Source organism: Fibrobacter intestinalis, assembly GCF_900167415.1.
Classification (GTDB): domain Bacteria; phylum Fibrobacterota; class Fibrobacteria; order Fibrobacterales; family Fibrobacteraceae; genus Hallerella; species Hallerella intestinalis.
Genome location: NZ_FUWU01000067.1, coordinates 1 through 13,717, shown reverse-complemented (window position 1 = coordinate 13,717; position 13,717 = coordinate 1). Strand labels below are relative to the sequence as shown.

General features: G+C 43.7%; 13 protein-coding genes and 1 pseudogene. 12 read left to right on the top strand and 2 right to left on the bottom strand.

Annotated elements, in window-relative coordinates; genetic code table 11:
* The 12 genes and pseudogenes from B5D40_RS13360 to B5D40_RS13300 all read left to right on the top strand — a co-directional run.
* Positions 1-296: pseudogene (locus B5D40_RS13360) on the top strand (hypothetical protein); the annotation flags it as partial.
* Positions 297-339: 43 nt separating this feature from the next.
* Complete coding sequence (locus B5D40_RS13355) at positions 340-852, top strand: ImmA/IrrE family metallo-endopeptidase (protein WP_073306499.1); 513 nt, start codon at positions 340-342, stop codon at positions 850-852.
* 3 nt (positions 853-855) lie between these two features.
* Positions 856-1,677 carry a hypothetical protein gene (locus B5D40_RS13350; RefSeq protein ID WP_078777309.1) on the top strand — a complete coding sequence of 274 codons (822 nt, stop codon included), beginning with the start codon at positions 856-858 and terminating at the stop codon, positions 1,675-1,677.
* 385 nt (positions 1,678-2,062) lie between these two features.
* Entirely contained in the window at positions 2,063-3,397 is a 1,335-nt protein-coding gene (locus B5D40_RS13345; RefSeq protein ID WP_078777308.1) for an ATP-binding protein, read from the top strand.
* A complete protein-coding gene (locus B5D40_RS16660; RefSeq protein WP_456151866.1) occupies positions 3,378-5,795 on the top strand; it encodes a site-specific DNA-methyltransferase in 2,418 nt (805 codons plus the stop codon). The genes B5D40_RS13345 and B5D40_RS16660 overlap by 20 nt, the downstream gene beginning before the upstream one ends.
* Before the next feature lie 3 nt (positions 5,796-5,798).
* Positions 5,799-6,590 carry a hypothetical protein gene (locus tag B5D40_RS13330; RefSeq protein WP_078777307.1) on the top strand — a complete coding sequence of 264 codons (792 nt, stop codon included), beginning with the start codon at positions 5,799-5,801 and terminating at the stop codon, positions 6,588-6,590.
* Positions 6,591-6,626: 36 nt separating this feature from the next.
* Positions 6,627-7,772 carry an AAA family ATPase gene (locus tag B5D40_RS13325; protein ID WP_078777306.1) on the top strand — a complete coding sequence of 382 codons (1,146 nt, stop codon included), beginning with the start codon at positions 6,627-6,629 and terminating at the stop codon, positions 7,770-7,772.
* Positions 7,765-8,457 (top strand): hypothetical protein, encoded by a 693-nt coding sequence (locus B5D40_RS13320; protein ID WP_078777305.1) that lies wholly within the window; start codon positions 7,765-7,767, stop codon positions 8,455-8,457. Before B5D40_RS13325 ends, B5D40_RS13320 begins: the two co-directional genes overlap by 8 nt.
* A gap of 332 nt (positions 8,458-8,789) precedes the next feature.
* Complete coding sequence (locus B5D40_RS13315) at positions 8,790-9,005, top strand: DUF3791 domain-containing protein (RefSeq protein ID WP_078777304.1); 216 nt, start codon at positions 8,790-8,792, stop codon at positions 9,003-9,005.
* On the top strand, positions 9,002-9,481 hold the full coding sequence (locus B5D40_RS13310) for a DUF3990 domain-containing protein (RefSeq protein ID WP_078777303.1): 480 nt from the start codon (positions 9,002-9,004) through the stop codon (positions 9,479-9,481). Before B5D40_RS13315 ends, B5D40_RS13310 begins: the two co-directional genes overlap by 4 nt.
* Positions 9,482-9,484: 3 nt before the next feature.
* Complete coding sequence (locus B5D40_RS13305; protein WP_078777302.1) at positions 9,485-9,712, top strand: hypothetical protein; 228 nt, start codon at positions 9,485-9,487, stop codon at positions 9,710-9,712.
* 9 nt (positions 9,713-9,721) lie between these two features.
* Entirely contained in the window at positions 9,722-12,769 is a 3,048-nt protein-coding gene (locus B5D40_RS13300; protein WP_078777301.1) for a type III restriction-modification system endonuclease, read from the top strand.
* Between the two features lie 2 nt (positions 12,770-12,771).
* Here the strand turns inward: B5D40_RS13300 and B5D40_RS13295 are convergent, their stop codons facing one another.
* On the bottom strand, positions 12,772-12,957 hold the full coding sequence (locus B5D40_RS13295; protein WP_078777300.1) for a hypothetical protein: 186 nt from the start codon (positions 12,955-12,957) through the stop codon (positions 12,772-12,774).
* Positions 12,954-13,517, bottom strand: a complete 564-nt coding sequence (locus B5D40_RS13290) for a nuclease-related domain-containing protein (RefSeq protein ID WP_078777299.1) — start codon at positions 13,515-13,517, stop codon at positions 12,954-12,956. The genes B5D40_RS13295 and B5D40_RS13290 overlap by 4 nt, the downstream gene beginning before the upstream one ends.
* Positions 13,518-13,717: the final 200 nt, after the last annotated feature.

Sequence of the window (13,717 nt, the reverse complement as noted above, 5' to 3'; positions counted from 1 at the left end):
TCCCGAAGAAAAACGCGACTTACTACCAGAAGAAAAAGGCTCACAAGCTTTTTTGCAAGAGGGCTGGCATCGAGCCTATCAACGGCCACCTGAAAAGCGACCACCGTATGGGCAGAAATTTCTACAAGGGAATCTTTGGCGACATGCTCAATGCAAAGCTTGCTGCGGCGGCGTTCAACTTCAAGAGGGCCATGAGGCGCTTTTTTGCCCTGTTGGAATGGCTATACTGTTTTTGCCTTCTGTGGAACGGAATGAACAAAAAATGCGAACGTCCTTATCTTGCGTTCGCAAAGTGACTTTTTAAGGGCTGACTATTTATATAACCATCAAGGAGTTTCCATGCCAGATATTAAAGAATGTGGATGGGGTAAAGCCGTAATTCGAAGCGTCGCGAATAAAGTTCGCGAGGTGTCTGGTTTTAATCCTAAAGAAACTGTTGATTTCAAAGGCATTGTTGAAATTTTTGGTGGAAAAGTCTCTGAAGATAAAGATGTCTTTTTTGGTGATACAATTGATGTTCGTGGAAAACTTGATTTTACCATCAAATTGCACCCATTAGCAACGACCGAACGACAGAGATTTACCCTTGCTCATGAATTAGGTCATTATTTTTTGCATTCTCGACAGGGCGACAAGCCTTTGCAGGCATTTCGTTTAGGAACTAGTATGGCTGAACAGGAAGCAAATTATTTTGCTGCTGAACTTTTGATGCCAGAAAGTATGTTTAGAGAAGATTTTAATTCGTTGTCTAATGATCTCGATCAAGATGGCAAAATATCTAGAATGGCGCAGATGTATCATGTGTCATTTACTGCGGCCAGTGTGCGTCTTTCTTCTTTGGGATTGCTCTAATTTATGCCTGAATATAATCTTAAAGAGCCACAGGTGTATATTTTCTTCAGTGCGGACCTTATTGGCAGTACCCAAAAGAAACAGTTTGCGCAAAGACAAGATGGCAGAAACGGCTTGTGTATAAGTTCGTGGGTTTCAAATGTTGTAGAATTTTACTCATCTTTCGAAGAAGCCTTTGCAAAAGATGGTGTAGAACTATGGAAATATAATGGAGATGAAATCCTTTTCTATGCAAGAATTTCTAATTGGGATGAAGCCTTAAATCATGTAAAAAGATTTAGGGATGCAATAGAAAAGAATAATTTCCCTGAAAATAAGTATCCTGTAAAGGGAGCTGTGTGGACTGCGGGATTTCCAATAAGAAATTTTATCTTGCGTAAGCCTGCTATAAACAATGACTGTATAGATTTTATTGGTCCAGATATAGATTTGGGTTTTCGAGTCGCTGCACTTGCTAATCGCGATCGAATCGCAGTTTCTCCAGAGCTGGCTCTAGGTTTGATAGGAGCTTCTAGAGAAAGTCGTGAAATGAAATGGCATTTCTACGGCCGAAAAAATTTAAAAGGGATTGTTGAAGAAGGCGGTGTTCCTGTAGTGTTTCTTTCATCTACCAAAGATAAGATAAGCCTCCAGGATAAAGAAGAAGAAGTTCTTGGCGAACGGATGACACCTGCTGTACTTGAAGAGTTTTTGGAATTATATTTTGAGCAATCGCCCAAATGGCGGATAAGAGAGTTTTTCTCTAGTTCAGAAGAAATGAAACGCAATTCCTACTATGCCGATGCTTACGAAGAAGCATGTTCGGTAATTGGTAAAATTTGCTAGGATGACGCAATTGAGGAATCCTCAACTGCAGATACCGCAAATTTGGCAACTATTTTGAATGAAATCGAAATAAAAAAAGACTCGAAAGACTAAAAAGCATCAAAGAAGTCTACACCCTTCCAACGCAAACGGTTCCGGTCTACATATTCATTTTCGAAAAATTATAGATTTTTCAACATAAAATCCAGCTAAAATTATAGATATTTCAATATACGGAGCAATTTCTGCCTAAAAACGGCTAAATTTCGCTAAAATCGCCAATTTTCTTCGCGAAGTCTGAATATCTTGATAAAAATATATTTAAACTACACTTTTATCAAGATATTTTTGTTGTTTGATGCCTTTTTTATATATATTTACTGTAAAACGGCACAAAAGAGGCATTATGGAACGATTTGCGATGCAACAGCTGGCTCAGTGGAAGGTGCGTAAGGACCGCAAGCCGCTGATAGTCCGTGGAGCTCGACAGACTGGAAAGACCTGGCTTTTGAAGGAATTCGGCAAGACCTCCTTTGCCGAGACCGTCTATATCAACTTCGAAAACGAGCGCCGCCTCCGTGACCTGTTCTCTGAAAATTTTGACATCAAGAGGATTGTTTCCACGATTGAGCTCAATTACGGGAAAAAGATAGACCCCGAAAACACCCTGATTATCTTCGATGAAATTCAGGCGGCAGAAGGTGGCCTGACCTCGCTCAAGTATTTTTGCGAAGACGCCCCCCAATACGCCGTAGTCGCGGCTGGTTCGCTGCTTGGCATTGCACTGCACTCCGGCCTTTCGTTTCCGGTGGGCAAGGTATCTTTCTTGGACCTTGGTCCGCTCTCGTTTTTTGAATTCCTTTACGCCGCAAAAAAAGAAATGCTTTGCGGCTCTATCCGTAACGGGCAATGGAGCGCATTGGAACCTTTTCATGACGAACTGCTCGGTTTGTTGAGGAGTTACCTGTTTGTGGGTGGTATGCCCGAAGTGGTGCAGAAATGGATTGATACCGGCGACTACTTCGAAGCCCGCGAAATCCAGCGCGAAATACTCCGCTCGTATGCGGCGGATTTTTCGAAGCATGCACCTGGCGAGCAGATTCCGCGCCTGAACATGGTGTGGGACAGCCTCCCCGCCCAGCTCAGCAAAGAAAACAAGAAATTCGTGTACGGGATTATCCGCGAGGGCGCACGCGCCAAGGATTTTGAAATTGCCATAGAATGGCTCCGCGATTGCGGGCTGGTGCTGGAATCCCACCGGGTCAAGGAACCCCGTATGCCGCTGAAGGCCTACCAGGACACCCACGTGTTCAAGCTTTTTATGTTGGATGTGGGCTTGCTTGGGGCATCCGCTGGTTTAGACGCCAAAACGCTGATTGACGGGAACAAAATTTTCACAGAGTTCAAGGGGGCCATGGCCGAACAGTTCGTGATGCAGGAACTCTCTACTCTGGACCCCGACTACCTCGGATATTGGACAAACGAACGCAGCACCTCCGAAGTGGATTTCATTCTGCAAAAGGATGGATTGATTATTCCCGTCGAAGTCAAGTCCGGCGAGAACCTGCGCTCACGCAGTTTTACGTTGTTCTGTGACCAGTTTGCACCCGATTTGGCGGTAAAAACATCGATGCTCCCCTTCCGTGACAACGAAAAGATGCTGAATGTGCCGTTGTACGGAATCGCTACGATAACAAATTTGAAAAAAGCAAAGGTATCCCATGGAAAAGATGAAGTTTGAAACTCCCGATATGGCGCAGATGAACGTTGAGAAGATTGCCGCGCTGTTCCCGAATTGCGTGACCGAAAGCAAGACCAAGGATGGCAAGCTGAAGAAAGCGGTGAATTTCGATGCGCTCAAGCAGATGCTCGGCGAGAGCGTCGCAGAAGGCGATGAGTCCTACGAATTTACCTGGGTCGGCAAGCGCGACGCCATGGTAGAAGCCGCGAAACCCATCCGCAAGACGCTGCGCCCCTGCGTGGAAGAATCCAAGAACTTCGACACCACCGAGAACCTCTACATTGAAGGCGACAACCTCGAAGCCCTGAAACTCCTGCAAGAAGGCTACCTGGGCAAGGTCAAGATGATATACATCGACCCGCCCTACAACACCGGAAATGACTTTATCTACAAAGACGACTTCCGCATGGACAGCGCCAAGTATGCCGAAGAAAGCGGCGCCGTGGACGACGAAGGAAATCGCATGGTGCAGAATTCCGACAGCAACGGCCGTTTCCATTCCGACTGGTGTTCCATGATTTACAGCCGCCTGCTGCTCGCCCGCAACTTGCTCACCGATGATGGCGTGATGTTTATCAGCATTGACGATAACGAACAAGCAAACCTGAAAAAGATTTGCGACGAAGTGTTTGGCGGAGATTGTTTTGTTGGCGATATCGCTTGGCAAAGAACCTATTCAACACGAAATGACTCAAAGGGATTGGTTCGCGAAATAGAACATATATTGTCTTATAGCCGTCAACAGGATTGGATGCCGAATGCGCTGCCGAGAACGGCTGAGATGAACGCTATGTATAAAAACCCTGATAATGATAGGGCTTTGTGGCGAACGGATAACCCATATGCTCCTGGTGCAGTAACTCACCAAGGAATGGTTTATGCAATACAACATCCTTTTACTGGTGAATTTTTGTATCCCTCTAATGGAAGATGTTGGACTTTTGGACAGGATTTAATGCTTGAATTCATGAAGGGATGGTGCGATTATGAACTTCGCGACATCCAAGATGAAGCAAAAAGAGCAGAAGTATGCGGAGTATCCATTTCAGAAGTTCGAAAAAATGTTATGAGCATTGTTCTTTCGGAGTCTTTGGAAATTTCAAAAGAAAAGGCAAAGAAAGTTTTGGAAAAAGGTCCATGGCCTAAATTCTACTTCACAAAAAATGGATTGGGTGGAATAGCTCGAAAAACTTATTTAGACGATGTTGGTGGAAAATTGCCGACGAATTTTTGGTCTTTTGAAGACGCAGGTCACACCGACGAAGCGAAAAAAGAAATTTTAGCATTGTTTGATGGAAAAGCTCCCTTTGATACGCCGAAGCCGACTCGTTTACTTGACAGAATTTTGACTATTGCGACAGATAAGGATTCTGTAATTCTTGATTTCTTCTCTGGTTCAGCAACAACGGCTCATTCTGTATTTAAGAAAAATGCAGAAGATGGTGGAAACCGTAAGTTTATATTGGTTCAAGTTCCAGAAGAAACCAAATCGCCGACATACAAGACTATCTGCGAAATCGGCAAGGAACGCATCCGCCGCGCAGGCGATCAGATCTTAGAGCTTAGTTTACAGAACTTAGAAAAAGAAGGAATTGTCGAAAAGTATGCAAGAGAATTACCAGAAATTAGAAGTTTGGAAGAAGTCTATGGGTCTAGTGGAATTGGTCTATGCCTTGGTGAAGAGGTTGCCGAAGGAGGAAACATACGCTCTGTCGGATCAAATTCGCAGGGCTGTGGTGTCGATTCCGTCGAACATAGCGGAGGGGCAGTCTCGAGGGAGCAAGGAGTTTGTCCAGTTTTTGAAAATAGCAAGGGGATCACGAGCGGAACTGGAAACACAATTGTTGATTTGCGAACGCTTAAAATACTTAACGAAAACGGATATCGAATCAAGCTTGAAGCTCTTGGAAGAAATCAGCAAAATGATCTCTTCGCTGATAAAGCATTTGACATCAAAGGTCTAAGTTCTAAGCTCTCAGTTCTAAACTCTGACCGCGGCTTCCGCGTCCTGAAAATCGACGACTCCAACATGAAGGACATCTATTACTCCGCCGGCGAAATCTCCCAGCAAGACCTCGTCGAGCAAATCAGCAACATCAAGGACGGCCGCACCGACATGGACATCCTCTTCGGCTGCCTCGTCGATTGGGGCGTCCCGCTTTCGCTCCCCATCAAAACCGAAACCATCGAAAACCTCCAAGTCTATAACGTCAACGACGGCGACCTAGTCGCCTGCTTCGCAAACGACATCCCCGAAGCCGCCATCCGCCAAATCGCAGCCGCCAAGCCCCTCCGCGCCGTCTTCCGCGACTCCAGCTTCAAAAGCGACTCCGCCAAAATCAACGTCACCGAAATCTTCAAAACAATCAGCCCCAATACCACAGTAAAGGTGGTGTAAAATATGCAAATTGATATCACAGAGGAAAAAAGAAGGGAAATTTTCAAAAAGAGTCTGTTCTTTAAACTGTTTGATTCCGTTTGTCAAATTGAAACTGCAATGAACTTTGCAAGGGGCGGAATATGGGATTTAGATGATTCTGAATGGCCATTTCAATTAGCAGGAACTATTTCCCCTATAAAGTGGAATAATGATTTGTATTTGATTACTGCAAAGCATGTTGCTCAGAATATGGGGCTGAACCATAATCAAGTCATGTATTATTTACCTCCAAATAAATATTTGTCGTATGATAAAACTTTAAACGGTGATAAGAATGATAATTTGAAGGAAGACCCTTGCGACGATTTTGTAATGCTAAAAATAAAAGAAGACGATGTTTATAAAAATTTTGAATATGTATTGAAAAACTCTTTTATGGAATTAAATTCAAATATTTCTTTTGAAGATTCGTTACTTGATATTTATATCAGAGGATGCCCTAATCCGATGAATTTTGATGGAACTAAAATTGATTATGACAAACAAAAAATTTCACAACAATGCTTTGTTACAAATGGTTTTTTGAACGTTAGGGAGTCTGAGTGGTCTGGATGTTATTATGTAAAAATGAAAACTCCGACTGTGGAAACATTTGGAGGTAACCCTCAAGGGATGTCTGGGTCTCTTGTTTATGGGGTCGATGAAAAATGTAATGCGGGGGTTCTTGGTCTTTTGGTAGGCTACAATACAACAACCACAGAGTATTTAGTATTATCATCTAAAATGATTCTTCAAAAAATTTCTTTATTATAATTATTTGCTAGATTATCTATTGAATTAGAGGTTCTGATGATATTAAAATCTTTCTCTTACACTGAAGATGCTGGTCAGCCCAAGTTTTGGAAGCTTGAGAATATTGATTTAAACTCAATAAATTTGATTGTTGGAAAAAACGCATGTGGAAAAACTCGTACCTTAAATGTTATCGCGGCATTAAGCAATCTACTTCTCAATATTCGCGTTCCATATAGAAATGGAGACTTCTCAGCTACTTTTGAAAATGAAAAAAAACAAAAAATTACATATGCGGTAAGTATTGAACGTTCTTGTGTAATGAAAGAAACTTTAAGTATTGATGGAGAAAATTTTATTTGTCGCGAAAAAGATGGGAATGGCGAAATAAAGAACAGTTTCTTTAACCAAATGACAAAATTTAAGGTTCCAAACAACGTCCTTGTGTCAACTAGACGCGATGATATTCAATATCCATATCTAAATGATTTGTATTTATGGGCATCTCAGCTACGTCATTTTAGATTTGCTCAAGATGCAGAACGTCGCTCATTTGCGATAACGCAACAAAATGAGGTTGAAGATGATTTCGTTGATATTCGAGAAACAAATAAGTCAATGCTGTTCTTTAAAAAAGGGAAAAAAGAATTTCCAAAAGAATTCATTAATAATGTAACACAAGACCTTAATGACATTGGTTATGATATTGAATCTGTAGATTTAAATGCACAAAACTCCATTCAGATACAATCTCCTGTTCAGGCTAAATTGATTGGACTTGTAATTAAGGAACGAGATCGCGCTGCGTTTACAGATCAGAATTCGATGTCCGACGGATTGTTCAGAGCTTTATCTATTTTAATACATTTTAATTATTATGAATTAGCTCAAAAAAGTGGGTGCGTGTTAATCGATGATATTGGAGAAGGCCTTGATTTTGAACGTTCATCTAAATTGATTAAGTTACTAATCAACAAAGCGCAAAAAATCGGTATTCAATTAATCATGTCAACAAATGACAAATTTGTTATGAATGGAACAGATTTGGATTATTGGCAAGTCATATCAAGACATGGAAGTTCTGTGAACGTATTTAACAAAAGAAATTCTCCTAAAATATTTGAAGATTTTAAATTTATTGGCCTAAATAATTTTGATTTCTTTGCTACGGATTTCTTTAAAACAGGCTTGGTTGATGTATAAATATGCTTTTTTTGTTGAAGGATTTACCGAAGCTCTGTTCGTTGAAAATGTTTTGAAAGTCCTTGTCGGTCGAAAGGATCTTTCTTATAAAATACAATCCCGAAGAGGTGGCTCAACATGCCCGTTTAGAACGATTGAGGTTCGAGAAGTTTCTTCACAGGATGAAAAATATTTCTTTTTGATATGTGATTGTGGTGGAGAAACTAACGTTAAGTCGTATTTACTAGAACAACGACAATCTTTAATAAATGCGGGTTACCAAAAGTTATATGGAATTCGCGATGTTTATCCAAAGTTTGGAAGATCTGAGATCCACAAATTAGATTATAGTTTGCATTATCGCGTTTCTCAAAATCCTATACCGACAAAATTCATCTTGTCCATTATGGAAATGGAATCTTGGATGATTGCTGAGTGGACCTTCTTTCAAAAGTTGAATAGTAATATTACACTTTCGTCGATAAATACGCTTTGTGGAATGAATGTTAGTTCTGGCAATACAGAGATGATTGACGAACCTGCTAATAGATTGAATGATGTTTTTGCGACAGTAGGTTGTTCCTATACGAAGGGGTGTGCAACTATTGTTAATCTGTTGGATTATGATGAAATTTGTGTAAATGTAAGAACTAGAGTTCCTTCATTAGAGAGATTGTGCTCTGAAATAGAGGCTTGTTTAGTTTAGATACTTGTTGATTTGCAAATCAGTAATAAGAGATAATATATGATTGTTCTGCCGTTTGATTGAAAGACGTTTCAATAATACTCATAGCAAGCCTAATCATTTATCGCGGATTGTGTGGTCTCTACGCAAGAGGATTTGCTCCGCCTCCTAAAAAATAGTGGCGGTGTAAAATTGCAAAATGGCGGTGTAAATAAGAAAACGAGTGGCGGTGTAAATTTGCGGGGTAAAATCCTGCAAGAAATCAGGGAAAATCGAATTTCGGGGTGCCCCCAAGAACGGTGGATATTACTCTCTTTGACAAAAAAAGTATTTTTGTATTATACGGAGGCTTTATGATTCAGGACTCTTTCGAATTTGTCGTGTATATGATCCACGCTTGCGCAAACAAGTGGAATCGGCTGCCGTCCGCCGTATATAAAATGCTTAGGGATTCCGGTTGTATCCAAAAGTTCCTTGTCCCCAATTACGAAATTATGCATACGCAAGGGACTGATTTTGTCGTGAGCGATATCGAAGAATATTTGAAGGTCCGCAAGGTGGCTATATGATTGTTTACCACGGTTCAATACAGGTCGTACAAAAACCTGATATCAATCATTCTTATAGGCCCCTTGATTTCGGGATGGGGTTCTATGTGACTACCGTTCGTGAGCAGGCCATCCGTTGGGCCGAAAGAAAGTCGAAAATTTATGATGGTGCAAGTCCTGTTTTGAACATCTACGAGATGTCGGATTTTACGAGCGATTTGTCGGTAAAGACTTTTCCAGAAGATTTGACCGAATGGATAAATTTTGTCTGCAAGTGCCGCGATGGGGCTTTAGATTACAAGGATTACGATGTTATCGTAGGCAAGGTCGCGAATGACAAGGTTTTTCGTGTGGTGGATATGTATCATTCGGGAATCTGGGACTTAGACCGCGCCTTGAGAGAAATCAAGGTGTATCCGCATTACGACCAGATTGCGTTCATTTCGCAGAAAGCGATTGATTCGTTGCTGACGTTTGTTTCTGGCGAAGGGGTATAGCTCATGGATGGGGAAGTTCTAGAGAAGGTTTATCAGGAACGCCTGGAAGAACGGATTATAGCGCATTTGGCTCAGGTGCGTAAGTGCTCGCTTGAAGAAGCTATGGATCTTTATTACCAGAGCAAGCTTGCCGATAAAATCCATGAGGGCGTTGATGGTATCCAGTATCTTGATTACAAGGTTCTTGTGCAGATACTTGAAGAAACAGAACTTTCGGCGAAACATTCTTAACTTTACACCATGAAGATTCAGTTCAAGTACCAGCAGTTCCAGGCAGATGCGGCGAAGGCCGTATGCGATGTTTTTGCGGGGCAACCGTATCTGGAATCGAGCTATTTGATGGACTCGGGAACTGTAAAGCTCTTTGGCGACAATGTGGGCGGCCAGACGGGCGTGATGGGGTTTTGCAACCAGCGATTGGTGCCGCAACTGAGTGATTCTAAGATTCTTGCGAATTTGCATGCGGTGCAGGCGGCGAATCTTTTGCCGCTATCCGAAAAGCTGGAAGGCCGTTACAACTTGACCATCGAAATGGAAACGGGCACCGGCAAGACCTACACCTACATCAAGACGATGTACGAGCTGAACCGCGCCTATGGCTGGACCAAGTTTATTGTGGTCGTGCCGAGCATCGCCATTCGCGAAGGTGTTTACAAGTCGTTCCAGATTATGCAGGAACACTTCCTCGAAGAGTACGGGAAGTCCATCCGGTTCTTTATCTACAATTCCCAGAACCTTACGGAAATTGACCACTTCGCCTCGGATAGCCACATCAATGTGATGATTATTAATTCGCAGGCATTCAATGCCACGGGCAAGGACGCTCGCCGCATTCGCATGAAGCTGGATGAGTTCCGTAGCCGCCGCCCCATCGATGTTATTGCGAGTACGAATCCGATTCTGATTATCGACGAGCCGCAGAGTGTCGAAGGCAAAAAGACTAAAGAAGGATTGACGGAATTCCAGCCGCTCATGACTTTACGTTATTCGGCGACGCACCGCAAGGATGCCGTTTACAACATGGTTTACCGCCTGGATGCCATGGACGCCTACAACAAGCGTTTGGTCAAGAAGATTAGTGTCAAGGGGATTACGGTCAGCGGTTCTACGGCAACTGAAGGTTACTTGTACCTGGAAGGGATTCAGGTGTTTACGGACAAGCCACCTGTCGCTGTGCTGGAATTTGATTGCAAGGGCAAGAGTGGTTTGCTCAAGAAAAAGGCCCACGCTACAAAAGGCTATAATCTCTACGAGCAATCGGGCGGACTTGAAGAATATAAGGACGGATACACTGTTACCGATGTGAACGGCAACGAATCTTCTGCCACTTTCGCCAACGGCAAGAAAATATACGCCGGAGATTGCATGGGTGTTGTCAACGAAGAACAGCTTCGTCGCATCCAGATTCGCGAAACAATTATTTCGCACTTCGAACGTGAACGAGCTCTTTTTTGCAAGGGTATCAAGGTGCTTTCGCTGTTCTTTATCGACGAGGTGAAGAAATACCGCGACTACGATGCTCCGGACGAAATGGGCATTTACGCGAAGATGTTCGAAGAAGAATACGATGCGGTTCGTGCGTCGTTGCAACGAGATGTGTTCGAAAGTCAAGAGTATTTCGATTTCTTGGACAAGACCGATGCGCACAAGGCCCATGCCGGATATTTCTCCATTGACAAGAGCAAGAAGGGTGCAGGGCGCTTCGTGGATAGCAAGGTGGCTCGCGGGTCCTCAGATTCCGATGATACCGATGCCTACGACTTGATCATGAAGGACAAGGAACGCTTGCTTTCGCGCGAGGAACCTGTTCGCTTTATATTTAGCCATTCTGCATTGAAGGAAGGTTGGGACAACCAGAACGTTTTCCAGATTTGTACGCTCAAGAGTAGTGCTTCTGAAGTTCGCAAGAGGCAAGAAGTGGGCCGCGGTCTGCGATTGTGCGTGAACCAGGAAGGCGAACGCATGGATGAAAGCGTCCTTGGCGGCGATGTTCATTCCGTAAACGTGCTGACTGTTATCGCAAATGAAAGCTACGAAGATTTTGCGAAAGCGCTTCAGACCGAGATGGCGGAAACCATTGGAACGCGTCCGGTCAAGGTGACGATAGACCTGTTCAAGGGAAAGTCTTTCACTTCGGAATCTGGCGAAAAACTGGTGGTCTCCGATGACTTTGCGCAAACTGTTTACGATGCACTGCTGGAATGTGGCTATGTCAAGAAAGGTGCTCTGACGGATGCATACCGGGCGGACAAAGCTGCGGGAACTTTGTGCCTTTGCGAAGAGGTTGCACCCTATTCTGCAAGTATATGCAATTTGCTTGATACGCTTTACGATCCGGATGCTGTCAAGCCCGAAGATGCTCGTAAGAATAACGTGGAACTGCACTTGAACAATAGCAAGTACAATTCCAAGGAGTTCAAGGAACTCTGGCAAAAAATTAATGCAAAGTCTGCCTATGTGGTGGATTTTGAGACGGATGAACTCGTCAAGAAATCGGTTGATGCCTTGAACGAAAAACTGCGTGTCACGAAAATTTTCTTCAAGGTGGCACAAGGTGCGATGAATGCGATTCAGTCAAAGGTTCAGTTGCAAGCGGGGGCCGCGTTTACGATAAATTCTACGGCGACCAAGGCTGCTGTTGCGACCGCCAATTCTAGCGTCAAATACGATTTGATTGGTAAAATTGTAGAAGACACAAAGCTTACCCGCAAAACGGTCGGCGAAATTCTGAGCAAAATCCAGAAGTCCGTCTTTGACCAGTTCCAGGAAAACCCCGAAGAGTTTATTATCAAGGCTAGTCGCCTAATCAACGAGCAGAAGGCGACCGTTATCATCGAGCATATTACATACAATAAGCTAGCTTCGACCTACGAGACGAGCATTTTCACCGACAATACGATGAAGGGTCGCCTTGGCATAAACGCCTGCGAAACGCATCAGCATCTGTACGACCACTTGATTTACGATTCAACCAACGAACGTAACTTTGCCCAGAAGCTAGAAGCGAGCAAGGAAGTTTCGCTCTATATCAAACTGCCCAAGGGATTCTTCATCAACACTCCCGTTGGCAATTACAATCCCGACTGGGCTATCGCATTTCATGAAGGCGCTGTGAAGCATGTGTATTTCGTGGCAGAAACGAAGGGTTCCATGAGCTCCTTGGAACTTCGCGAAATTGAATCCGCCAAAATCAAGTGTGCCCGCAAGCACTTTGCCGCCATTTCCAGCGAATCCGTCACCTACGATGTTGTCGATTCCTACGAACGCCTGCTTGATTTGGTGAAGTAGATCTACCTCTTCCTCATCTTCCCGCCGGCAATAACCACCAGCAACGCGCCAGCGGCCACGCCGCCGACTTTCTTGAGGTCGCTCCAGAATTGCCGCCGCTTTGCCTTGCACTGCTCGCAGAGTTTCTCGGTGTCTTCGGGCTTGTCGCAACCGCACTTTTTGCATTTGTTCCAGAGTTTTTGGGTCATAAGCCTTTCCTCATTCCTCGTATTTTTTGCTTGTGCATCGCCTTGAGCCTTGCCATGTCGCTGTTAAGGGCGGCAATGTTTCGGGCGGCGCTTTCAATTTCCTGGGTGTTCATTCGTGTCGGCAGGTTCCTGTAGAACTTCTTGAAATCCCTGTCGCAGATGGTACCTTCGGGGATTCTGTCGCCGAGTTTCGCGTTGTTCCCGAATATCACGAGGTCGATGAACTTGTCCTTGAGTGCCGGGAACTTTTCATGTAGGGCCATGATATGCCCGTAATTCTGGTGGTGCGGATTCTTCATTGAGTATTTCTTTTTGCCCCAGCCCGCGATTACTGTCCATTGCTTGTCGTAGGCGTTGCCGACAATCAGCCCGATGTATGTCTTCTTTTCTACGACGAGGATGCCTTTCTCGGTCACGGCGATAATGTCGATTTGCTGTACGCCGTGGCTCCCTTCCACATAGACATCCCTGAAGACGGTTCCCTTGCTGATGGCGCGGATTCTGTTTGCCGTGTGCTTCTCGCCGATGTGCCCGACAATCTGGTTCTGGAAGAACCACATGCAAAAGACAAAAACACCGAGAATTACTATAAATGTTATCGTGTAGTAGAATATACATTAGTCGTCCCTTAAATTCTAATCTATCCTGCATAACTATTGGGAAAAACTGATTTCTACCCTGTGAAAATATTGCAAGGTTTTCTAAAATATGACTGAAAACCTTGCATTTTTTTCATGTACAGACCGCCAAAATCCCACGC